Annotated in this window: 21 protein-coding genes; 6 read left to right on the top strand and 15 right to left on the bottom strand. The window is 46.2% G+C overall.

Annotation, left to right across the window (positions count from 1 at the left end):
• Nucleotides 1–17: 17 nt before the first annotated feature.
• Genes fliI through flgB form a run of 7 tightly spaced genes read right to left on the bottom strand, consistent with a single transcriptional unit; the run spans nt 18 to nt 5,902 of the window.
• Nucleotides 18–1,370: a flagellar protein export ATPase FliI gene (gene fliI / locus IGK14_RS00500; protein ID WP_005226590.1), complete on the bottom strand. Its 1,353-nt coding sequence runs from the start codon at nt 1,368–1,370 to the stop codon at nt 18–20.
• Nucleotides 1,367–2,125 (bottom strand): FliH/SctL family protein, encoded by a 759-nt coding sequence (locus IGK14_RS00495; RefSeq protein ID WP_010748533.1) that lies wholly within the window; start codon nt 2,123–2,125, stop codon nt 1,367–1,369. The genes fliI and IGK14_RS00495 overlap by 4 nt, the downstream gene beginning before the upstream one ends.
• Nucleotides 2,109–3,113, bottom strand: a complete 1,005-nt coding sequence (gene fliG, locus IGK14_RS00490) for a flagellar motor switch protein FliG (protein ID WP_005226586.1) — start codon at nt 3,111–3,113, stop codon at nt 2,109–2,111. The genes IGK14_RS00495 and fliG overlap by 17 nt, the downstream gene beginning before the upstream one ends.
• Before the next feature lie 10 nt (nt 3,114–3,123).
• Entirely contained in the window at nt 3,124–4,746 is a 1,623-nt protein-coding gene (gene fliF / locus IGK14_RS00485; protein WP_010748532.1) for a flagellar basal-body MS-ring/collar protein FliF, read from the bottom strand.
• A gap of 27 nt (nt 4,747–4,773) precedes the next feature.
• Nucleotides 4,774–5,097 (bottom strand): flagellar hook-basal body complex protein FliE, encoded by a 324-nt coding sequence (fliE, locus tag IGK14_RS00480; protein WP_005226583.1) that lies wholly within the window; start codon nt 5,095–5,097, stop codon nt 4,774–4,776.
• A 7-nt stretch (nt 5,098–5,104) separates the two neighbouring features.
• Entirely contained in the window at nt 5,105–5,521 is a 417-nt protein-coding gene (gene flgC / locus IGK14_RS00475) for a flagellar basal body rod protein FlgC (protein ID WP_010748531.1), read from the bottom strand.
• Between the two features lie 21 nt (nt 5,522–5,542).
• Nucleotides 5,543–5,902, bottom strand: coding sequence for a flagellar basal body rod protein FlgB (gene flgB, locus IGK14_RS00470; protein WP_017144455.1), 360 nt, complete (start codon nt 5,900–5,902; stop codon nt 5,543–5,545).
• A 620-nt stretch (nt 5,903–6,522) separates the two neighbouring features.
• On the opposite strand from flgB, the gene motA reads away from it, so the two are divergent.
• Together motA and IGK14_RS00460 are read left to right on the top strand one after the other, a co-directional pair.
• On the top strand, nt 6,523–7,287 hold the full coding sequence (gene motA / locus IGK14_RS00465; RefSeq protein WP_005232810.1) for a flagellar motor stator protein MotA: 765 nt from the start codon (nt 6,523–6,525) through the stop codon (nt 7,285–7,287).
• A 13-nt stretch (nt 7,288–7,300) separates the two neighbouring features.
• Complete coding sequence (locus IGK14_RS00460) at nt 7,301–8,065, top strand: OmpA/MotB family protein (protein WP_010748530.1); 765 nt, start codon at nt 7,301–7,303, stop codon at nt 8,063–8,065.
• Between the two features lie 146 nt (nt 8,066–8,211).
• Here IGK14_RS00460 and IGK14_RS00455 read toward each other — a convergent pair whose 3' ends face one another.
• The gene (locus tag IGK14_RS00455; protein WP_005226571.1) at nt 8,212–10,257 is read right to left on the bottom strand and encodes a methyl-accepting chemotaxis protein; all 2,046 of its coding nucleotides are present in this window, start codon (nt 10,255–10,257) and stop codon (nt 8,212–8,214) included.
• 285 nt (nt 10,258–10,542) lie between these two features.
• Nucleotides 10,543–11,352: an aldo/keto reductase family protein gene (locus tag IGK14_RS00450; RefSeq protein WP_005226570.1), complete on the bottom strand. Its 810-nt coding sequence runs from the start codon at nt 11,350–11,352 to the stop codon at nt 10,543–10,545.
• Nucleotides 11,353–11,524: 172 nt separating this feature from the next.
• Between IGK14_RS00450 and IGK14_RS00445 the strand changes: the two genes are divergently transcribed.
• On the top strand, nt 11,525–11,917 hold the full coding sequence (locus IGK14_RS00445) for a YbaN family protein (protein ID WP_005226569.1): 393 nt from the start codon (nt 11,525–11,527) through the stop codon (nt 11,915–11,917).
• 81 nt (nt 11,918–11,998) lie between these two features.
• On the opposite strand, the gene ppdK is transcribed toward IGK14_RS00445, so the two are convergent.
• Complete coding sequence (gene ppdK / locus IGK14_RS00440; protein ID WP_010748529.1) at nt 11,999–14,632, bottom strand: pyruvate, phosphate dikinase; 2,634 nt, start codon at nt 14,630–14,632, stop codon at nt 11,999–12,001.
• Nucleotides 14,633–14,822: 190 nt separating this feature from the next.
• On the opposite strand from ppdK, the gene IGK14_RS00435 reads away from it, so the two are divergent.
• Genes IGK14_RS00435 through IGK14_RS00425 form a run of 3 tightly spaced genes read left to right on the top strand, consistent with a single transcriptional unit; the run spans nt 14,823 to nt 18,150 of the window.
• Entirely contained in the window at nt 14,823–15,458 is a 636-nt protein-coding gene (locus IGK14_RS00435) for a helix-turn-helix transcriptional regulator (RefSeq protein WP_005232817.1), read from the top strand.
• A gap of 12 nt (nt 15,459–15,470) precedes the next feature.
• Entirely contained in the window at nt 15,471–16,289 is an 819-nt protein-coding gene (locus IGK14_RS00430) for a pyruvate, water dikinase regulatory protein (protein ID WP_005226564.1), read from the top strand.
• A complete protein-coding gene (locus tag IGK14_RS00425) occupies nt 16,279–18,150 on the top strand; it encodes a fructose-1,6-bisphosphatase (protein WP_010748528.1) in 1,872 nt (623 codons plus the stop codon). The genes IGK14_RS00430 and IGK14_RS00425 overlap by 11 nt, the downstream gene beginning before the upstream one ends.
• A 33-nt stretch (nt 18,151–18,183) precedes the next feature.
• On the opposite strand, the gene IGK14_RS00420 is transcribed toward IGK14_RS00425, so the two are convergent.
• The 5 genes from IGK14_RS00420 to IGK14_RS00400 all read right to left on the bottom strand — a co-directional run bounded on the left by IGK14_RS00420 (nt 18,184) and on the right by IGK14_RS00400 (nt 24,022).
• Nucleotides 18,184–18,597, bottom strand: coding sequence for a phosphate-starvation-inducible PsiE family protein (locus IGK14_RS00420; protein WP_010748527.1), 414 nt, complete (start codon nt 18,595–18,597; stop codon nt 18,184–18,186).
• A gap of 290 nt (nt 18,598–18,887) precedes the next feature.
• Entirely contained in the window at nt 18,888–19,454 is a 567-nt protein-coding gene (locus IGK14_RS00415) for a hypothetical protein (protein ID WP_010748526.1), read from the bottom strand.
• 269 nt (nt 19,455–19,723) lie between these two features.
• Nucleotides 19,724–20,227, bottom strand: a complete 504-nt coding sequence (locus IGK14_RS00410) for a general stress protein (protein WP_010748525.1) — start codon at nt 20,225–20,227, stop codon at nt 19,724–19,726.
• A 241-nt stretch (nt 20,228–20,468) separates the two neighbouring features.
• Nucleotides 20,469–22,571, bottom strand: coding sequence for an SH3 domain-containing protein (locus IGK14_RS00405; protein WP_010748524.1), 2,103 nt, complete (start codon nt 22,569–22,571; stop codon nt 20,469–20,471).
• A gap of 221 nt (nt 22,572–22,792) precedes the next feature.
• A complete protein-coding gene (locus IGK14_RS00400; RefSeq protein ID WP_010748523.1) occupies nt 22,793–24,022 on the bottom strand; it encodes an L-lactate MFS transporter in 1,230 nt (409 codons plus the stop codon).
• Between the last annotated feature and the right edge of the window lie 75 nt (nt 24,023–24,097).

Raw genomic sequence — 24,097 nt, 5'->3', positions numbered from 1 at the left:
CTCCTTTATGATCTGTTTTACATGGTCGAACGCTGGCGCTCGATCAGCGCTTCTTCACTGAACAAATGCGCCAGTTCAAAAATCGTTTGTTCAAATGGGATCCGCTCATCCACTTTTTGCTGTAAAAACCGCAGGATGGGGTGATGCAGCGCGATCGCTTGGTCGGTCAACGCATTACTGCCGCTTTTGTAAGCACCGATATCGATCAAATCCTTGGCCTCTGCATAAACGGCCATGTTTTCTTTTAGTTCCCCCGCATGTTTATGCTGTTCCTCAGAAACAAGGGTCTTCATCAAGCGGCTGAGGCTGTTTTGAATATCGATGGCAGGATAATGATTTTGAGCGGCGATTTTTCGGGACAACAGAATATGTCCATCAAGAATTCCCCGCACCGCATCAGCGATCGGTTCATTCATGTCATCCCCTTCTACCAAGACAGTATAAAAGGCCGTGATCGAGCCTTTGTCCGACATCCCACTGCGTTCTAACAACTTCGGTAAAGCTGTAAACACAGAAGGGGTATAGCCTTTGGTCGTCGGCGGCTCGCCTGTCGATAGACCGATCTCCCGCTGTGCCATCGCAAAACGGGTCACCGAATCCATCATCAATACGACTTTCTTCCCTTGATCGCGGTAATACTCAGCGATCGCTGTTGCCACATGAGCCCCTTTTAATCGTACGAGAGGCGGCATATCGGAGGTGGCACAGACAACGACCGACTTGCGGTAACCTTCTGGGCCTAGATCATTTTCAATAAATTCTTTGACTTCTCGTCCCCGCTCGCCGATCAAGCCGATCACGATGACATCGGCTTCGCAATAACGAGCCAACATCCCCAATAAAGTACTCTTACCGACCCCGCTGCCGGCAAAAATGCCGATCCGTTGGCCAAGGCCGACGGTCAAAAGACCATCGATCGCCCGGACACCTGTCGGCATGATCTCAGCGATTTTTTGACGGCGAAAGGGGTCAGGAGAATCTTGACTAACTGGATATTCTGGCGCACTTTCCAGCTCCAGCGCCATATCTAACGGTCGCCCTAGTCCATCTAAGGTGTGCCCTAGCAGTGTATCATCGATTTTTACCGTCAACGATTTGCCAGTTGGCCGCACCAAACAGCCCGGTCCGATGCCTTCTAGCTGATCAAGGGGCATCAGGAGCACGGTTTTTTTTACAAAGCCTACGACTTCAGCTAAGGCTGTATGTGTCTTGTTTTGCAATGCGACTTCACAGATTTCCCCTATGAAAACCGCCAGCCCTTCGACTTTGATCAGCAGACCTACGACTTCGCTGACTTTGCCGTAGGTGGTAAAAAACGGCTGTGCTTGCGCCGTTTTGCGCAGCGCTGTGATTGGTAATTCAAACGTCATTCCTTCACACTGCTTTCTAGAAATTGGCTCAAAAAGCGAGCGATTTCTTTCCTCAGTTCAAAAACCACCAAGGTATTTTCAGATTCGATACAAAAATCGTGTTCCGCCAAGGTGTCATCTGCCATGAGTAAATAGCGAAACCCGCTGATCGTCTGCTTTTTGGTTTCCAACAATTCTCGCACCCCTGCAAGATGCTGCTCTTGGCTGCGAACAGTCACAAATTGATCGGGTTGTTCAAATTGCCATAGCACAGACTCCACAAAAGGCAGGAAGCCTGCTTGCTCATCTGTAAAACGTTGATTAATCAAGGCTTCAGCGATTGCCGTGCCGTAAGCGATCATTTCTTGCTTTTTCTCTGAGCGAAAGGTGTTGATCTCAGAAACGGCTTCAGCGACATTGGCTTGGGCTTGGGCCATCAATGCTTGCGCGGCTTCTTTGCTGGCATTGAGTCCTTCTTGATAGCCTTGTTGAAAGCCGTCTGCTTGTCCTGCTTGAAAGCCTTCCGTTCTCGCTTCTGCTAGAATTTGCGCCGCTTGTTCTTGTGCATCGGTCAAAATCTGCTGCTTCAAGGCTTCCATTTGCTGCAGATGCCGTTCCTGCTCCAACTGGCGTGCACGTCTAGCCGCTTGCAGTTCTGGGTCTAAGCTTGGTTTCTCAATCGGCGCTTTGATGGTCGTATCCGTCAAAATACTGCGCGCAGCTTCGGTCGTTTTGACCGCCTGCTGCTTCAATAAACTGCTATTTGACCACTGCATCTTGGTCGCCCCTTCCGATGTAGATCTCACCGGTTTCATCTAGCCGTCGAATCACAGCCACCACACTTTGTTGGGCTTCTTCTACAGCAGACAAGCGGGTAGGACCCATAAATTGAATTTCTTCTTGCAGATTTTCCACCGCCCGTGATGAGAGGTTGGAGAAAATAAAGTTCTTGATGTCATCGGTCGTGCCTTTAAGCGCTAAGACTAAGACATCGTTTTGAACATCTCGCAAGACTTTTTGAACATCCAAGCGATCGAGGGTCACGATATCCTCGAAAGTAAACAAGCTGGATTTCACTTCGTTGGATAGTTCCGGTTGCCGCTTTTCTAAGTCGTTCAAAATGTTCTTTTCGGTGCTGCGGCTGACTGAGTTCAAGATTTCTACCAGTGTATGCACACCACCGACATTTTCCGTATCGTTCTCAATGTAATTCGAGAATTTGTTCTCGATCACTTTTTCGATCCGTTCGATCACCAAAGGCGACGTACTGGAGATCGTCCCGATCCGTTCAGCGATCTCCACTTGCAAATGATCGGGAAACTGTGACAAGACGCTGGCCGCTTTGTCCGGCTGCATGTAGCACAAAATCAACGCTACCGTTTGTGGATGTTCGCCGATCAACAGATTGGTCAACTGTTGAACATCGGCTTTGCGAGCGATATTAAAGGGCCGTTCCCGCAGCTGGATCTGAGTCAATACGTCAATGACTTCTTTGGCTTTTTGAGGGCCTAATGCTTGGTTCAGCAAATTTTTGGCATAATCGATCCCGCCGTCTAAGACATATTTGCGAGCCGTTGCGGTATGAGAAAATTCCTCCAACACTTGATCCCGCTCTTCGGGACTGACAAAGTCGATGTTGGCGATCTCATAGCTCACCTTTTGTATAAATGATTCTGGCAGCAGCTTCATGATCTTTGCAGAGGTATCTGATCCTAGAGAGATCAGAAGAATCGCTGCTTTTTTTACCCCGTCTATTGTATCCATGGCTGCCCCCTTATTTTTCTTTCATCCAAGCTTTGATCAATTCCGCCGCTACTTCAGGATTGCTTTCGGCATAATTTCTAGCCGTTTGATCCAATGTTGGTTCTCCTGAATGTTCTGCTGCGGCTTCTTGTGTGGATGCTTCTGGCACCGCTGGTTTCGTTTCAGCAGACCGATTGCCGACACCGCCAAAAACGACTTCTTGTGCAACTGACGGACTTGTACCAGTGCTAACTGCTGACGGTTGTGCAAAAGTGACCATTTCCTCCGTCACATCGACTTCCAGCTCGTCTTCTTTACGACGACGTCGGATCACGCCAACGATCATTAAAATCACTAAGAACAAGGTCAACACGATGCCGCCGATGATGGCATACTTGAGATAACCTTTGGCAGCTGCAATCGGTTCATTCCCTTGCGGATCAACGGCTGGATCAACCTCTGCTTGGGCAAAGTCAAATCCTTGGATCGCGATTTGATCACCACGGTCATTGTCATAGCCGACGGCACTAGCAATCAACTGCTGCAATTCTGCTTGATCCGCTTGCGAAAGGTTCGCATTGATCACGATCGAGCTGGTCATTCGTTCGATCATGCCAGGGGCCGTAATGGTCGTGGTGGTCTCGGTATCCAATTCGTTTTCCACCGAACGGCTATAGGAATTGTTTCCCTCTCCATCCGTACCCGTCACATTGGAGACATTGTCATCCACCGTCCCTGTTTGGGCTTCTTGGACGGTGCCTTGCGAACCAGCAGCCTGCACTGTCTCACTCTTGATCTCTGGGTCATCATAAGTGACTTTCTTCCGCTCGATCGAGTCAAAATTCAAGTCTAAATTGATCGACACTTGGAATTTGTCTGCACCATAGATCGGTGTCAGCAGCTTCGCTACTTTTTCTTCTAGCGTTTTTTCGTAGGAATCTTTGATGGCAATGTATTTATTGTTCAGGCCACTTAATTGACTGGCTTCATCTTCGGTTCTCGTCAAGGTATTGCCCGCACTATCAACGACTTTTACATTTTCTGGCTTCAGCTTTTCCACTGCCCCTGAAGTCAAGGTAACGATCCCTTGCACGGACTCGTCTGAGATCTGCTGATTTTTCAAGGTCAACACGATAGAAGCAGTTGGCGCACTTTCCTCAGAAGAAAAGACACTTTCTTCTGGCATCACGAGTAAAACTTTGGCGGATTTGACCGCATCGATCGACTCGATCGCCCGTTGCAGTTCGCCCGTTACTGCCCGCTGATACATGATCTTGCGGTCTTCGTCGGTTGTCATCATGTTGGCATCATCAAATAATTCAAAGCCTGTACTGGTATTTGGTAATTTATTGTCCACGGCAAGATTGATGCGGTATTCATCGACTTGGTCTTTATCGATCAAAATCGTCGTCCCATTGTCGGCTAATTTGTAGGTGATCTGCTGTTCCTCCAAATCCTTGCTGATCGTTCCCGCATCGGCATCGCTTAGATCCGTAAACAAGATACCGTATTCAATTCGCGTATTTAAATAATACACAGCTGCTGTGATTCCGAGAACGCTGATAACGGAAAGAACAACGATCATTTTCTTTAAAGAGCTTTGCATTTGCCAACGGTCTTTGAGTTGTTCTGTCCATTCTTTCACTTTATCCATCATTTATCCTTATTCCCTCACCCACTGCTAAAACTGCATATTTTTCACGTCATTGTAAGCTTCTAAACACTTGTTTCGTACTTGAACGGCTGTTTGTAGCGCCAATTGCGCCTCCGTCATGCGAATCATCACATTCCCTAGATCGCTTTCATCGCCGGTGATCAAATTTACAGTATCTTGATCCATGACCGCCGTTTTTTGATTCAACTGATCGACCGCATTGGTCAAGTAAGAAGAAAACTGATTTTCCTTGGCGCCTGCAGCACTGGTCTCGTTTGAAGCAGCCCCCGTGCCTAGTGTCCGCAAAACGTTTTGGTAGTCCGTTAATCCTGTCGTTAAAAGTCCATCCATTTTCTCGTTACCCCTTTGATATTTCTAATGCTTTTTTCAAGATCGTTTTATTCATTTCTGAAGCAGAAACATTGGCTTCGTACGTTCGAACCGCTTGCAACATTGCCACCATTTCATCGGCAATATCCACATTTGATTGACCGACATATCCCTCATCGTTGGCAGCGGGATTGGTAGGATCATAGGTCAGTTTTTCCGTTTCATCGGCAGCGATCCCCGTCACTTTGACACCGTATGTAGCCGGTATTCCTTCGCGACTATTTTTTAAATTTTCTGAAAAAAGAATACTCTTTTTTTGATAAGCCGCGGTTGTTTGTGTTTGATTCGTATTTACATTTGCGATATTGCTGGAGATCGTATCGAGTTTTAACCGTTCCAATGCTAGACCGCTCGCGTTGATCGTTAGTCCATTAAACATACCCATTTGTTTTTCCTGCGCTTTCTATCAATTACTCAATACAAGGTTCATCATTTGCAAGCGACCGTTGACTTGTGCGGTCAATGCACTGTAATATAACCCATTGGCTGCTTGATCCAACATCTCCACTTCAAGATCCACGTTATTGCCGTTGTCTTTGATGCTGGTAGTTGCATTTTCAGTGATTTTCGGTTTTACTTGAGAAACTGACGCTTCGGTTGCAGCGTCGGTCCCTGATGAAGCGAGTGCCTGCTTTAATTCGCTTTCAAACACGATGCGTTTTGCTTTGTACCCATCCGTGTTGACATTGGCGATATTAGACGAAATCAATTCTGCGCGTTGGGCAGAAACATTCATGGCTGTTTTTAATAAATCATAGGTATCCAACAATAATTGCTCCTTCCACCTTCTGTACCAAACGTTTTTTTCAGCGATGGAACAGAAACAAATATATTTATTTATTTTTTTGTTATAGATTAAAAAAACAAGAAGACGTGATGTCATTATAGTAGAATTATTTTTATTTTACAATTTGATTTTTACAACTTTACGGATATGACATTTAAGTTACAACCATGTTATGTTATTTGTTAAACACTGTTTCATCGCAATTTCGTCCCCAGTTATAAAAAGTAAACGATCGATATAAAGCGTTTTACAAGCATATCTATGCTTTTTGATCAAAAGATGATTTTTGATAAAAAAACAAGCATTATTCGAAAAATTGATTAAAACATTTTCATTTGTGCTGAATGACATGACAAACCCTGAGAAACGCTTCACGAAAAAAAACGGTACCATCTATAAATATTCACAAAAATTGCAAGCTGTACCATTTCAAAAATTTGCCGCCACTTGCCCAAAAAACAACAAAAAAAGAAGAAGCTGAAAATTTATTTTAGTTATTTTTAGGATTATTTTTTTTTGCTATTAAGAATGATTTTAATTCACCGATAAAATAAATGAGGGTTTAAAACCTGGAAATAGAATTTAGGAGGACGCAACAAATGGATTTTTTCTTGCTGATCGGTATTATTTTAGGATTGATATCTGTGGTGGTTGGGATGATTGTAAAAGGTGCCAATGTGGCCGTTTTGATCAATCCGGCAGCCGCGATCATCATTTTCGTTGGTGTGATCGCAGCCGTTATCAATTCATTTCCCAGCAGTGATATCAAAAAAATCCCGAAGATCTTCGGCGTTCTGCTGAAAAATAAAGAATACGACTTAAAAACAACCATCAATACCATCGTTGAATTAGCCAACCAAGCCCGGCGCGATGGTTTGTTATCTCTTGAAGGTGCCATCCAAAACTTAGAAGATCCTTTTTTAAAAAAGGGCTTGGAAATGGTGGTTGATGGCATCGCTGCCGAACAGATCCAAGAAATCATGGAGAATGAGATCTATGGGATCGAAGAACGGCATCGCATCGGCTCGGCTATTTTTAAAACCGCCGGCACGAGTTCCCCGACCTTAGGGGTGTTAGGAGCCGTGATCGGGCTGATTGGGGCGCTAGGTAATTTAGAGGATGTAGAGGCACTGGGGCACATGATCTCGGCGGCCTTCGTGGCGACCCTTTATGGTATTTTCTTCGGCTATGTCCTGTTCATTCCCTTTAGCTCACGCCTGACCTTGAAATCGGAGCAAGAGGTCCAAATGATGTCGATCATCGTGGAAGGGGTCTTAGCGATCCAAGCCGGACAATCGCCGAAAAGCATTGAGAAAAAATTATACAGCTTGATCGATCCGAAAAAACGGCAAGAACAATTATAAAGGGTGAAGCGACATGAAGCGAAAAAAGAAACATGAAGAACATGTAGACGAAGCGTGGCTTTTGCCTTACTCGGATATGTTGACCTTGCTGCTGGCTTTGTTCATCGTCATGTTTGCCATGGCGAAAGTTGATGATGAGAAGTTCCAAGAAATCAAAAGCGAATTTGGCACCATCCTTTCCAGCCACCACAGCAATTCATCTGTGATTGGGTCGGTGATCGATATGGGCGAGACCACGCCGCGAAAAAAAGCCGCCACTTCTGCCGAAGCACAAGCGCAAGAAGCAGCGGTTCGGACCCAACTGGAAAATCAGCAACTAGAAAAAATCAGCGACCAGCTGGCACAAGAGCTGGCAGCTTCTGGCTTAAAAGAGCAGACAGAAGTCCGCTTGGAATCCGATGGCTTGCATATCACGCTTGCCAGCAGCATCTTGTTTGCCTCTGGCAGCGCCGAGATCACGGACACCACTCGTCAGTCACTGGATCTGCTATCGGACTCACTGAAAAAATTAAAAACCAACAAAATCGTGATCGCTGGGCATACCGATAACGTACCTGAAAAAGGCAATGGCCGCTACCAATCTAACTGGGATCTTAGTTCCGCTCGGGCCATTACCGTTATGGAGTACTTCATCAGCAAAGGCGCCGTTTTAGAAAAAAATGCTGCCATCCAAGCCTTTGCCGATACCGAACCGAAGGCCGATAACAACACCCCCCAAGGCCGCTCGGAAAACCGCCGCGTGGAGATGATCATTCAGCGGACTGAAACGGCACAATAGCCCATAATACGGTTTTATAAATATCATTATGAAAAGCCAAGACGACCAATATCCGTCTTGGCTTTATTGCAGTCTCCTATTCACTAAACAAAAATCACCCACGAGCCATTCTTGCGAATAGCTGATGAGTGATTTTTTTGCTTGGTTTATTTTTCCACTTCAAACCGATTGGTCAATCGCTTCAACTCTTCTGCAATGTCTCTGAGATCGGCCACATGGTTGGTAAATTCATCCATGGTTGCCAAGACTTCTTCTGCATTTGCGGAAACTTCTTGTGTACCAGCGGCATTTTCTTCCGTTGATGCGGAAATGTTTTCTAAGTTTTCCAGTACACTGTTTTGAATGTTTTCGATACGGGCACTGGCTGCTTCAATATGATGGATGCCTTCAATCATATAGCTACTGCGTTGGAAGACTTCTTTTGAAGATGAGATCGCTTCTTTTATCAAGTTGGTCTGGCGAACGCCGCCTTTGACAGACGCCGACGTTTGTTTGACCATTTGACTAGACTGCTCACGAATTTCTTCAATGATCGCTTCGATCTCTTTGGTAGAGGCTTTGCTTTGTTCCGCCAATTTACGGATCTCAGCAGCCACGACGGCAAAGCCTTTGCCCGACTCACCTGCACTTGCGGCCTCGATCGATGCATTCAAGGCTAGCAAGTTGGTTTGGTAAGAAATATCATTGATGACCCCAATGATCGAGTTGATGTTTTGGATACTATCATTCATTCCCGTCATGTTCGACATCAAGCGCTCCATCTGTGCCAACTCTTGTCGCCAGCTGTCATCGACTTGATCCATGATCGTTAAGTTTTCTTGATTTATCTTCGTAGATTCTTGCGACTTGCTGCTCATGCCGCCAACATTTTCTCGTAATTCTTTCACGACCTGCGACAGATTTTGCATTTGGGACACGCTGTATTCTGTTTCTTGGGCTTGCGCACCGGTCACTTCAGCTATCCCTGTAATGGTTTGAGAGACTTCTTCTGTCGCAATATTGGTTTGTTTTGACAATTCTAATAAAGAATCCGACATTCCTGCGACACTGTTGCTTTCTTTTTGTACTTTTTGGATCAATGCACCCGTGCCTTCGATCATCACATTGTAATTGTCCGCCATTTGCTGGATCTCATTGCCTGCTTTGTCTGGATATACAACTCGGCGTGCCAATTGATCCCATGTCCATTTTTCGCCTTTGGCTCTTTTGGTTTTGCTCATCTTCTCTAGTTTGCCTTCACCGACTTTTCTAAAGTAACGATTGAAGCAATCGATGATTGCTGCGACTACTTTGATCGCGGCATAAGAAACCAGTCCTACAAAGAGCAGCATCAAGATCGTAACGATAATGGTGGTACGGACTAACGCCCCTAACTCTTTGTCTAGATCACTAGCTTTGACTTCGGAGTACGCCCAAACATTGGAATCAGCAGACTTGTCATACAACACATCGTTGACTTTATTCGAGTCGCCTAAACCAACCATGCCTGTCGGGTTTTTAGCTTCTTTGATTTTTTGGAATACTTCTTCTTCTTTGATATTCTTACCGATTTGTTTGGTGTTTTTTGAGGTCACGATGACCCCAGATTCTGAAACTAAGGTGACATTCCCAGTCCGCCCTACGGTAAAAGAAGACAAGATGTTTTGAATGCTTTCATAGGAAACATCGACGCTTAAAACCCCCACTTGATTATGGGAATTTTTGACCCTGATCGAAGCCGACGTCACAAATTGATTCGACACTGTATCTAAATAAGGTGCTGTCCAATACACTTCTCCTTCGGCTTTTACGGCCCCTTTGTACCATGGCCGAATCGTAGGCTTATAATCATCTGGTAAGGGATTGAAGGTTACATATTCATCATCTTCTGTTCCAAAAGTCACCGCTAAGAAGCTGTTGCTTCCAGCAATCGCTAAAGAAAGATCTGAACGGATGCGTCCCATGCTGAATTCTGTTTTCATCGCTGGCAGTTCAGCCATTGATTTCAATTTGCTTTCCGTCGATCGGCGCAAACTCTTTTCTTCCGCCAAGATCAAATTGACGGCACTTTCTTTGTTCAAATCATTTCGTTCAATCAATAAGTTCTTGGTGGTTAAATAGGAACTTGTCAGCATGACAATGATCGGGATCCCCGCAACCAGCATCAAGGTGATCATCACATAAATTCCTATCGTCTTTTTTCTTTTTTTCACAACTGTGCCACTCCTTCATTTCCAATTTCACACGATCCAATGAAGACTCGTCCGTAGACGACCCTTAGTAAGGATAATCGGTTATTTCTTTGAATGATTAAGAGGGTTCATTGGCAGAAACGGCTGCAAGCGCATTTTCTTTTTTGCTAAGGCTTACGGTTGCTGATCTAACGAATAGAAAAGCTCCTCAGTCATGAAGGAGCGTTGCGACTGCATAAAAATAGCCAGCACGGAAGTTTCCGCACTGGCTGTAGGGGCCCCTTTAATGGGACTGCTTTTTATTGCCTATAATTCTTTGATGACGGCTTTTTCTTCCGCAGTCAAAGCGAAATCAAAGAGCGCTAAATTTTCGGCTTGATGTTTTTCTGAATGGGATTTCGGAATCACGATCACCCCACGCTCGATTTGGTAGCGCAAGACCACTTGGCTCCAGGTTTTTTGATACGCTTCACCGATTTGGGTCAAGGTTTCCCGAGCCGCTTCTGAAATCCGTGAAAGTGGCCCCCAGGCTTCTGGAACTACCTGATTGGCTAAGGAATAGGCGATGATCGCATCGTTCCACTTGCCTGGATGCGATTCGATTTGATTGACCGCTGGTTTGATCCGACTGTTTGCCAATAAATAGCTAAGTTCTTCTTCTTGGAAATTGGACACCCCGATCGCTTTTAAGACTCCTTTATCGACATAAGCCTCAAGAACCGCCCAGACAGCGGCGATCTCTGCCAAGTTGTCCCACGGATGATGGATCAAATAAAGATCGATCGATTCCGTCTGCAAGGCTGCTAAACTCGCTTCGACAGACGCTTTCACGGCAGCTGCATCTTGCGTATGCTCTGGTTTGCCAGGAATCTTAGAAGTCAGGAAAAATTCGCTGCGGTCGATCCCGCTTTCTTTGATGGCTTTGCCTACTACGGCTTCGTTGCGGTAAGAAATCGCCGTATCAAAATGCCGATACCCAAGCTTGATGGCAGTCAACAGCTCTGTCGTATCATCATTGATCGCACCTTGGTATTCTCGGTTTTCTTTCCCAAATGTATTCGTCCCACTGCCGATCACTGGAATCTGAATGCCGGTATTCAATTCAATCGTTTCCATGCTGCTTCCCCCTTTGTGTTGTTTCTAGTCTATCAAAAAAGCAGGAGTATGGGGAAGAAAAACTCTTATTGCCGCTAAAAAACGGGGAAAAACACAAAACGCATGTTCAAGCTGCCCCTCCTCCGTTATACTGAGGGTAAGACACGAAACACCCAAATAAGGAGGGTTACTTTTGAAAAAAACACTATTTTTTCTTTGTGGATCACTGACATTCGGTCTAGGTACTTTAGGAATCTTCTTGCCTTTCTTACCCACAACGGTCTTTTACTTGCTGACGGCTTATTTCTGGCTGCGGAGTTCCGATACCTATTATCAACGCTTGGTTCAATCAGAAAATTATCAAAAATACATTGAAAAACCACTCGTACAAAAACAGCTGAGTACCAAGGGAATGGTTCGGATGTTTGCCATGATGCTGGTAGTCTTTGCAATTCCTGCACTATTGATCCCTAATCTGCTGGTACGTTTCGTCCTCGCTGCCATCTACCTCGCCCATGTTATTGGGATCACTTGGTATTTAAAAGGACGCAAACCCGCGATTCAAAAAACGGATCAGCCCCTGTAAGGTGAAGCTGCACGAACACACCGTAATCCACCAAGCAGGCGAGCCTTGCTAGTGGACTGCGGTGTATTTTTTTCTCCTATTTTAGCGGGAGCCCACTGACGCCTCTTCGATGATGGGGGCTGATTGGGCGATCGCTAACCAGGCAGCAGGGATTCGGTATGGGGAGCAAGAAACATAGTCGATGCCGATCTCTCGCAAAAATGCAATGGAATAGGGATCGCTGCCGACTTCGCCACAAACACCGATCGAGTGCTCTGGCTGACGATCTCTTACGCCAGTGATCGCTTGGCGCATCAACGTGCCAACACCCGCCTGATCTAAGTGCTGGTAAGGATCTTCTTGTAAGATCCCCGACTGCAAATAGGCTTGAATAAAGCTGCCTGCATCATCCCGCGAAAAGCCAAACGTCATTTGGGTCAAGTCATTGGTACCAAAACTAAAGAACGCAGCATCTTCAGCACACTCCCCAGCGATCAAGCACGCTCTAGGTGTCTCGATCATCATGCCGATCTCGATGTGCAATGGTTGCTGCAGGGTTGCTTCTGCTTGAGCGATCACCTGTGTCAACGTCTCTTTCAACACCTGCAGCTCTGCGGGCAAACTGATCAGGGGCAATAAGATCGCCGCCTCTACCTCGACTCCTTGCTGCCGCAATTCCACAGCCGCTTCACAAATCGCCGCTGTTTGCATTTCATAAATTTCTGGATAGCTCAGTCCTAAACGGCTGCCGCGATGCCCCATCATGGGATTGACCTCTTGCAGCTCGTCAATTCGCCGCTCGATCACTGCCAATGATTTTTGACTACGGCGAGCCATTTCAAGGCGTTCATGCTCATGGGGCAAAAATTCATGAAGTGGTGGATCTAATAAACGAATCGTGCACTTCTTTCCTTGCGCGGCCTGCAGCATTTCTTGGAAATCGGCTTTTTGATAAGCCTTGATCTCAGCCAACGCCTTCAATCGTTCCGCCTTCGTTTCCGCCAAAATGACTTCCCGCATTTTCCACAAACGCTCTTCCCCAAAAAACATATGCTCCGTCCGTGCCAGACCGATGCCCGCTGCCCCAAAGGCCAGCGCAGCCTCAATGTCATTTTTCGTTTCCGCATTTGCGTAAACCTTTAGATCTGCCTGGGCTTGTGCCCACGTCAAAAGCTGATCCAGCAAGACACGCTCCTGGACACTGGTCATAGGCAGCTGCCCTTGATACAGTTTGCCAGTGCTGCCGTCTACCGAAAGCACGTCACCTTCTTCAATCAGCAGCTCGCCGCAGCGAGCCTGCTTCAAAAATACATCGACACTTAATGCCTCGCACCCTACCACACAGCAGACCCCCAGACCACGGGCGACCACCGCCGCATGCGAAGTCATCCCCCCACGAGCGGTAATGATCGCTTCACTCACCACCATGCCTTCAATATCTTCAGGTGAGGTTTCCTGCCGCAGCAGCAGGACTTTTTCTCCTGCGCGGCTGGCTTTTTCCGCCGCCTCTGCAGTGAAATAGACATGTCCTGAAGCTGCTCCTGGACTAGCCGGCAAGCCCTGCGCAAAGGCTTTGGCTTGCTGTAAGGCTTCGGGGGCAAATAACGGGTGCAGCAATTGATCGATCATTTCTGGTGTGATGCGATCTAGTGCTTGCCTGATAGTGATCCGACCTTCTGCGACCATATCCGTTGCGATTTGCGCTGCGGCAGCGGCGGTTCGTTTGCCGTTTCTTGTTTGCAAGACAAACAGCTGGCCGTCATCGATGGTAAACTCAATGTCTTGCATGTCTTGATAGTGATCCTCCAAACGCTCAGCCAGTTGCTTTAATTCCTGATAGATCATGGGATGCTGCTGTGCCAACGCTTGGATCGGTTGCGGTGTACGAATCCCTGCAACCACATCTTCCCCTTGGGCACACACTAAAAATTCGCCGAAAAGTCCCGGTTCCCCAGTTGCTGGATTGCGGGTGAAGGCGACACCCGTCCCGCTATTTATCCCGCTGTTACCAAAAACCATTTCTTGAATCGTTACGGCAGTCCCTAGATCGTCAGGGATGCGATGGAGAGATCGGTAGGTCTTTGCCCGTGGGTTGTTCCATGAGCGAAAAACCGCCGTGATGGCTGCCAACAATTGCTGAAACGGGTCTTGCGGAAACGCTTCTTGAGTATGTTCCATATAAATACTTTGAAACACGCGGCAGATCATTTGCCAATCATTGCCGGTCATCATTTGGTCTGACGCATAATTCTGCTGTTTCTTATAATCTGTCAAGTAGGCTTCAAAGTGCTCTTTTGCTACACCTTTCACCACATCCCCATACATCTGGATCAAGCGGCGGTAACAATCATAAGCAAAAACGGGGTCCCCCGTCTGCTGAGCCAAGCCTTGGACGGTTTCATCATTCAACCCAAGGTTTAAGATCGTATCCATCATCCCTGGCATGGAAAACTTAGCCCCACTGCGGACAGAAACCAACAACGGCGACTGCAGTCCGCCAAATGTTTTGTTCCTGCGGACTGCCAATTCTTCGATGGCAGCTTTGACTTGCTTGATGATCGCCTCAGGAAGAACCTGTTCTTCTAAATAGGTCAGGCAAATAGTCGCAGGGACGATAAATCCCTGGGGAACAGGCAAACCCAAATTGGTCATCTCCGCAAGATTTGCCCCTTTCCCGCCTAATAGTGCTTTTTGCTCTTTTGTGCCTTCTGAAAACCATACGACTGCTTTTTCCATCATGTTCCTCCTTTTAAATGTTATATACTATTTCGATTAATTAGCAGTATATAGTATGACACATTTAATCGTCAAGCTGAAAAAAGAAAACTTTTAAGGGATTTATCCTTTTTAAAAGAGAAGGATTGCCTTTTTATTCGGAAAATCATATAATCAATAGCATAGCACATAAAAGAAAGAAGGTGACACATTGGAATTAAGCCAAAGACAAATGAAAATCATTGAGATCGTCAAAGAGCATCAGCCGATCAGTGGGGAGACCATTGCGAAGCAGTTGGGCTTGAGCCGCGCAACCTTGCGGAATGACTTATCGATTTTGACCATGACCGGTTTATTAGACGCCCGACCGAAAGTCGGCTATTTCTATACAGGACAAACCGTTGAGCCTTTGCTTTTCGAAAAACTCTATCATACCAAAGTTGCAGAAGTCATGATCCCGCCGTTGCTGATCTCACAAACGGTCTCCGTTTATGAAGCGGTCACGACTTTGTTTATGTACGATGTCGGTTCCCTCTATGTCAAAAATGACCAAGACGAGCTGATTGGGGTCCTCTCCCGCAAAGACCTACTGCGCTTTGCTATCAGCAATGCCGCACCAGAAAAAACACCTGTAGCGATGATCATGACTCGCATGCCAAACATCGTGACCATCACACCCGAAGAAACGATTTTGACGGCTGGTACGTTGTTAGGGCGACATGAAGTCGATACCTTGCCTGTGGTCGATCCGCAGGAACCAAAAAAAGTCATCGGCAAAATCACGAAGACACGGCTGATGAATTACTTTATTCAAGCAGGCAATGACAGTGACAACACACACTTTTAGGGGGCAAAAACAATGAAGAACGTTCGAATATATTTGATTTCAGATTCCGTAGGCGAAACGGCACAAAAGCTGATCGCAGCCGTTTCCGCGCAGTTTCCCACGATCGACCTTTCAGACATCCAGCTCTTTCCCTTTACTAATGATGAAGAGAGCTTAGGCGAGATCCTCAAAGATGCCTTGCTAGACAAATCGATCGTCGTTACCACCTTAGTCAATAAAGAGTTAGTCGCCTTTGTTGATGCCTTTGCCAAGCGGACTGGTTTGCAGTATGTCGACTTTATGTCGCCCTTGACCACGATGCTGGAAAAAACATTCGGTGTAGAAGCCGTCCAAGAGCCTGGTGCCTTGCATCGCTTGAACCAAGCATATTTCAGCCGGGTGGCAGCGATGGAATTTGCGGTGAAATACGACGACGGCAAAGACCCACGGGGATTTCTCGATGCTGACTTTGTCCTCTTAGGGGTTTCGCGAACCTCGAAAACACCATTGAGTTTATACATGGCAAACCGCGGCTACAAAGTGGCAAATCTGCCTTTGATTCCTGAAGTTGCTTTGCCAGCCGAAGTGCACCAAGTCGACCCGCGAAAAATGGTCGGTTTGACCACGAATCCAGAATCTCTGACCGAGATTCGGCGATCCCGAATGCATTCATTGGGCTTAAAAGAAGAGACCCATTACACCAATTGTGAACGAATCGAAGCAGAATTAGCTTACGCGAATGAATGGTTCAAAAAGCTGAACATTCCGGTGATCGATGTCAGCAAACGTTCCATTGAAGAAAGCGCGATGCTGATTGAAGAACAAGCCAAAGAACAGGCCCATGTTCAATAAAGACACCTTGGCAAACCTGACCGAGATCATCAACTTGGAAGCCATCCAGCAGCTGCCGAAAGCCACCGAGCATTTTGTCAGCGATCTGCATGGCGAATACGATGCCTTTGACCATATTTTGCGGAATGGTTCTGGCAGTATCCGAGAAAAAGTCGAGATTTTGTTTACTGGCGTCTTGACGAAAGAAGAACAGACCGAACTTTGTTTTGTCATTTATTATCCAGAGGAGCTATTACAAGAACAGGCATGGACCCCTGCCGATTGGCGCTTAAAGATGGCACAGCTAGTGAAAGTTGCCCGCTTTACTTCCAGTAAATACACACGCTCCAAGGTACGCAAAGCACTGCCGTCTTCTTTTGCTTATATCTTAGAAGAACTGTTGTACCAATATGATGCTGACTTCAATAAAGAAGCTTACTATCGGGCGATTTTTGATAAGATCATTGAATTAGAGGCAGCCCCGCTTTTTTGCCAAGAACTGGCGTACTTGATTCAGCGCTTCGTAGTGGATCATCTCCACGTCTTAGGCGATATTTATGATCGCGGACCAGCGCCAGACAAAATCGTCGATCGTTTGATGACTTTGCCCTCACTGGATATTCAGCTAGGCAACCATGATATTTTGTGGATCGGCAGCTTTTGCGGCTCGCTGCCCTGTTTGGCCAATACGATCCGCATCGCTGCTCGCTACGGCAATCTGGCATTATTACAAGATGGTTATGGGATCGATCTATCAAAAGCACTGGCTTTTAGCCAAAAATATTACACAGAAAATGAAGGCTTTTATCCGCAAAAAACAGTGGACCCTTTATCAAGCCAGCAAAAAAAAGCAGCCATGCTTTTGCAACAGGCGTTTGCCATCATCCAATTCAAAGTCGAAGCAGCCGTGATCCAGCGGCGACCAGCATTTGCGATGGCAGAGCGCTGCTTGTTGCATCGCTTGTCTCAAGATCGGCAACAAATCCAGCTAGACCAGACCTATCCTTTGATCAACGGCTGTTTTCAACTAGTAGATCCCGATGATCCTTACCGTTTGACAGCAGAAGAACATGAGGTACTGCAAGATTTGCTGAGCCAATTTCAACGCTCGCCCCGCTTAGCTGCGCATATGCGCTTTTTAGTTGAGCATGGCACATTGTACCAGCGCTTCAACGACAACCTGCTGTATCACGGCTGCCTGCCTTGTCAGGAAAACGGCGATTTCCTGGCCTTTACTTTCCAGCAGCAGCCCTTAGCAGGCAAAGCGTTGATGGACTTTTTTCAGCAATGTTTGCAGGAAAGCTTTGCCCAACCAGAAAAGCAAACAGACCTTGCCACCGATATGATCTGGTATCTTTGGTGCGGCGAAGGCTCTTCCCTCTTCGGCAAAAAAGCCATGAAAACCTTTGAGCGCTACTTTATAGCAGATCGCAACACCCATACGGAACAAAAAAATGCCTATTATTCTTTAAGGGAAAACGAAGACTTCTGCTGCCGTGTCCTAGCTGCCTTCGGTCTGCCGCCGACAGGCCACATCATCAATGGCCACACCCCTGTCAAAGTGCGTAAAGGTGAGACGCCCATCAAGGCAAATGGTCGTTTATTGGTAATCGATGGGGGACTCTCTCGCTCCTATCAATCCGTCACAGGCATTGCTGGTTACACGCTGTTGTCAAATTCCTTCGGCATGACCTTAGCAGCCCATCAACCCTTTACAGATCGCCAGCAAGCCATCCAGCAGCGACGTGACATCGTCACTCAGAAAAAAATCGTCGTGCGGCAAACGGAAAGAACAACGGTAGGGCAAACAGATATCGGCAAGCGGCTGCAGCAAGAAAGCCGAGTGCTTTTTGAAGAATTAAAAAATCATCAGATCCCTTGACGAGTCATTCGTCAACCAATCGGATGATTTTTTTTACAGTCCTTTAGAACTATGAAAGGCTTTGAGTTTTTCCAACGCCTGCAGCACAATGATCAAGACCAAGATCGCTAAGGCCAAAAAGAGCGTTTCTAACCCTTTTCCTTGTGCCAAAAGCAGCTCTCTTAAAATTGCTGTAATACTGATCAAAATCAAGTAACGCACCGGAATATGGTGACCTTCTTTTACGTAACGCAATAACATCAAAATAATTTCCAGTAAAATAAACAATGTCGCGATCTCTTCGATCAATAAGGAAAGATCACTGACTTCATGCAGCGGGATCACATGGACAACGATTTTGTAGATCGCTTCCGCCATCACCACCAAAACCAACAGAACCAACAGTCCTAACATAATATCAACAATCACACTAATCATTTTTTCGAAGTGCTTAAAATACTTTCCCATAACACCCCTCCTCGCACTTATTATAGCGAAACTGTTCAAAATCACTTTACGATATGCTTGCAAGTGCAGCTTTTTTTAGGAAGGAAGGAAATAAACACGCAGGACTGAGGGTAGTCGCTTTTTTCACTAGTCAAAAGGGATAGCTGCTTTATGGGGACGCAGCCACGAAAAAGCCTGTTTATGGCAATGGCCGGGCGTGACTCCTTCACACAAGCAAATAAAAAAGCTAGGCATAAAGCCTAGCTGAAATGGTGCCTTTGGATTGGACTGGTTTTCCTTATAAACTGGGATCAGTTGACCCCTTCGACTGTTAGATCAACGTTTTCACTCGTATCTTCCGCAGCTTCGTCATCGCTATTGGAGGTTTCCGAAGACGGTTCAGTCGTTTCACTGCTGGAGCTGCTTGTTGTAGTACTGGTCGAACTCGTAGACGAAGAGCTTGAAGAACTGCTGCTAGCGCTACTGCTGGAGGTATCGTTGGTGGTCGTTGAGCCGCCACTCGGCGCGGTACTCGAACTGCTTTCGCTACTTGCAGAAGTACTGACGCTAGGCTCTGTCTCTACTTCGCTTACAGAAACAGACGTGCCTTCATTTGTCGACGCTTCGATCGAGCGACTAGTCGTTGAAGACGGTGTATACGAACTAACACTGGCTTCATAAAAAATCTGACTGGAATCAGAGGTTTCTTCGATACTGCTGCTTGCGGTCTGGTAAGGTGGCTCGGAGGAACTACTGGAAGAATCTCGAACAAAGGGCGCGGCAACAAAGGCATTGGCATCTTGATTGATCGCCACACTCAAAAAAACCGCAACAAAACAACTGACTAATGCCGACTGCATATTGAACTTGAATTTCATCGCACTCCCCATCCTTTCCCAAAAATATGGTTGGACCTTCCGTCAATGATCTATCTCACTCTTATATTATACAAAAAAAAGCAATCGTCAACAAATTAAGTTTTATTTTCAAAGATGACAAAGACATGAATGCCCGTTGCGCAACAAAAAAAGCCCGAGGGCGACGGTCGATCACCTGCGGGCCCATCCCCTTCACTAAGGGTTGGCAGGTGCGACGGATGCTCGTTCCTCTGGCTTTAATAGTTCCTTTACTTAAGAAATTCTTTTACTTATAAGTTTCGCAGATGATTCGGGTCATGGATCGGTGCTTCAATATCACTGTCTCCCATGCGCGGTGTTGGATGAACGGACTCATCGGGCATCGCTGTTTCACCTGGTAACGGTTGATCGATGATTGGCTCAGTATCTGCAGCACGATCCGTTATTTTGTCCATCGGCTGATAATCGTAGACGCCGACAACGAGTTTGTCTCGTTCGATGTCATCTCGGTAGCCGTATAATGGATCATGTTCATCGTCTCTGTGATCTGAATCGCCAAAAGAAAACGCATCTTTGATTTTTTCCCAAAGCGAACGATCTTCGTCTTCACTAGCAGCATGCTCCACTTCCACATCATCGATGGATTCTAACCCAAATTGATCGATGACTGTTTGATTCGCATACAGCACGATATCGTCTTTGCCATAGCCTTCGTTTGTCAATTGCTCAATAACCGGTAATACTTCTGTTCGAGTGTCGTAACTGCCAATAATCGTTAGGTTTCTGTTGTGCATGTGAAATCCTCCTTATTTTGTGTACGCTTCGATTGTTCTGGTTCTGAAGCAATTCTTTTAAAACTAGCAATTTCTATTGCTTCTTTCATTCTAACGCAGGGTTCCCTGATTGACCAAATAGTTTGATTGCGCTTACGAAAAACAAGTAGTTTCTTGATAAACCGCTAGCAGCTTAGTGAACGCTTGATCCAGCATAAAAAACCGCGTGAGCCAATGGCATACACGCGGTTGCTTTTGCTTATTATTTAGAAACGATCAACTTTTGCCCGACATAGATCGTATAGCTGCTGTTGATCTTGTTCCATGATGCGATTTGGCTGATGCTGGTGTTGTATTTTTGTGCCAGTGACCATAGGCTGTCACCTGATTTCACCGTGTGCGTCTTCGTTGAACTACTGCTGGTATTCGTATTAGAAGACCCACTGCTAGCAGCTGTCAAGTAGGCACCGCTGACCCAGCCTTTGCCAGAAACATAATACCATTTGTTCGTGCCATTGACGGTCGTCCCGGTTTTTGTTGCGGTAACCGTGACGGTTGCCCCTTTACTTAAAGAACCAGTAATACTGCTGCTGGTAGAAGCATCGGAACGAACATTTAAAATCTCGGTGGTTTTCATTTTCTGATTTGTCGTCGTTGAACCGCTGTTATTGGAAGAGCTGCTGGTTGTTGTCAAGTAGGCACCACTGACCCAACCTTTGCCAGAAACGTAGTACCACGTTTTATTGCCTTCCACTGAAGTGCCGTTCTTTTTCGCTGTCACGGTAACGGTCACCCCTTGACCAAGCGTCGTCACGACACGGCTGCTGGTAGAAGCATCCGAGCGGACATTCAATGCGGCCGTCGTCTTCATTTTTTGATTGATGCTTGAACTGTTGTCTTCTTTTTCTGCTTCAGAAGCATTATTGTTGGTCACTTCAGTAAGGTAGGCACCGCTGACCCAACCTTTGCCAGAGACATAGTACCAATTTTTGTTGCCGTTGACTGATGTGCCGGTTTTCATAGAAGTGGCTGTAAAGGTCGTGCCTTTGCTAAGTGATCCTACCACTGATCCGCTAGTAGAAGCGCTGGAACGAATATTCATCGCTTCCGTCGTCTTCATTTTTTTGTTGATCGTCGTGCCAGAATTGCTATTGTCAGAACCGGTGTTGCCTGATCCGCTATTGTTATTTGAAGAATCGGTCGAAACCTTCGTCAAATATGCACCGCTGACCCAGCCTTTGCCAGAAATTTTATACCACGTGGTGTTGCCGTTGACGCTGGTGCCCGTTTTGGTCGCCGTTGCCGTAAACGTCGTATTGGCTGCTAACGAACCAGTAATAGAGGCACTGGTGGAGGCATCCGAACGAATATTCATGGACGACGTGGTTTTCATTTGCTGATTGATCGCTGTTTCATCACTGACGATCGTTTCATTGCTATTGCCGCCGCCTGCATTTGAGCTGCCAGTGTCATATTGCGTTAAATTATACGTACTGATCAAATTGTTTAATTTGCTGGCATAAGAAGTATCGGTTGCATACCGCCCTTGCAGCCAAGCGGTCGCTTGCGTGTAAGAGGTCGTATTGCTTTTCCACGCACCGCTGTAATAGTAGTTGCCGCTAGAAAAACTCGTGTTGCGCAACACATACGCATTGTCTTCAAAAGACTCTTTTAATGATGGGTATTTCCGAAACTTGGCGCTGATCAAATAATAATTGCCTGAACCATCATCTTCATACGTATCCATTGTCACGTATTGGCCATTATAGCTACCTTTGATCCCAAACATATTGTTTGCCGTGGTCGTCAAAGTTGATGCGCCCCAGCCAGATTCCAAAATCGCTTGTGCCATCATAACAGAGGCATACAGATCGTTTGCTGCCGCTACTTCCGTTGCATAGCCGCAAATCTGACTGATAAAGGCAGCCGGATCGATCGTTGCCCGTGAAAATAATGCCCGACTGGTCAAATCCGAAAGGGCTGATGGTACTTCATCTGCTTCTAAGACTTCATCACTAGCGACTGTTGTGCTTTCTGTCGTGGCTGTTTCTGATCCCTCAGTGACTGCTTTAGTCCCTGACTCCTCCGTCGTTTCCGAAGTTTCTTCGGTCATAACAGGTACTGTCGTCGATGCTGTCGTTTCCTCAACCGGTGTGCTGTCGGTTTCTGGTGTAGTGTTTGTTGTTTGTTCAACGACCTTGAGGTCATTGCTAGTTTCTGTCGTTGCCGTTTCAGCCGCATGCCCTAAGGTCGGGATAAACGTTGATCCCGCTACTAAAGTAGTAGCCATCGTAATACTTTTTTGGGTATATTGTGTGCGCTTCAAGCGCTTTTCTAAGCGGCGTCGTTCTTTACGAATTGTCATTTAATCCCTCCGTCGTATTAGCCTTTTTTTATTGTAACACGATTTATTAAAAAATGGGGGGTTAAGATGAAAAAACAGTGAAATCAACGAGATAATTTCTTGCTATGAAACAGTTTTCTCTTTTGCTTCATCCGCCAATCCTCTGTTTTAAAAAAAGAAAAAAGAGTGGTTTTGGCACCAAAAAAGCAGCCTTTATCAAAAAGACTGCTTTGGTTGAATTGTTATTTAATAACAGGTGCGGGCTTCTTGGCTTTTTTCAGCATCGCATAGCCAATATTGAGAACGAGCCCAAAAACCGCCAAGAAAATTGCCGTATAAAAGGCTTTTGTATAATTTCCTTGGTTACTTTCAGCGATTGCTGCTGCCACTCTAGGCCCAAAGAATGCCGCCGTAGAATAACCAATAAAGACGATTCCATAGTTGACTCCTTGATTGATCGGTCCGTAATTTTCCATAACGATCGATGGGAAAACCCCCATCACTCCCCCGAAGCACAGTCCTAAACCGATGATCCCGACAGTGAAGATCACGGTTGTTTGACCAAGCGTTAATAAGAATAAGGACAATGCCACCACGCCATAGATGATCATCAACGTATTCGTCCGACCAATTTTATCAGAAACGGTGCCCCAAAGGACACGACCAAAACAGTTGCTCAATGAGTACAAGCTGACATAAAAAGCAGCGGCGGCTGCCGTCAAACCGAACATACTTTGCCCGATCACTGATGCGTTAGAAGCAATCATCAAACCTGAGAAAGCCCCTGCCCCTAACATAACGATAATCAAGTAGAAGGTTGGTGTCTTTAGCATGTCCAACCAATTCAGATTGATTTGTGGGCCATTTTTCCCTTGCGCCGCTGGTTGCCAACCTGCTGGGCGATAATCTTCTGGTGCCTTGCGAATAAACAGACTAGCCACTAAGACGATCACGATATAGGCGATCCCTAAAATCCGAAACGCTGCTAGTACATCTTGTGATTCGATCAAACGATTTGCAATCGGTGCGGCAATAATCGCTGCCCCACCCATACCTGCTGTGATCAAGCCAGAAGCCAGTCCCCGTTTATCTGGGAATAGCCGAATCGTATTGCTTAAACAAGCCGAATAGGCAAAGCCTTGCCCTAAACCAGCAAAGACTCCATAAGTCAGGTAAAGCATGGCGGGTGAGTTGACCAATCCCGTCAGGAAGAAGCCCGCTCCGAACAACACGCCTCCACCAGCGATGACCCATCTAGCGGCTCCTCGGTCTGTCAGCAAACCACCCAAAATCATGGTAATCGGGCCAACTGCGGCATTGATGGTAAAGGCTAACATGATCTCTTCCATGGACCAGCCTTTTAATTGACTAAGAGGTCCTGCAAAAACACTAAAGGCGTAAACGGCGCCCGTACACAGCAATACCGCGGTCGAAGCGATCAGAATCAGCCAGCGATTGATTTTTGTTTCCATTTTTTCTCTCCTTTGCTTTAAGCATGTTACTTTATTCACATGTTTTTTCAAAAGCTAGCGCGCGTGTCGAGACAC

This window comes from Enterococcus sp. DIV0970a (assembly GCF_051711265.1).
Lineage (GTDB): Bacteria > Bacillota > Bacilli > Lactobacillales > Enterococcaceae > Enterococcus_D > Enterococcus_D casseliflavus.
Note: the sequence above shows the minus strand (reverse complement) of the source record. Positions and strands in the feature narration are given on the sequence as shown.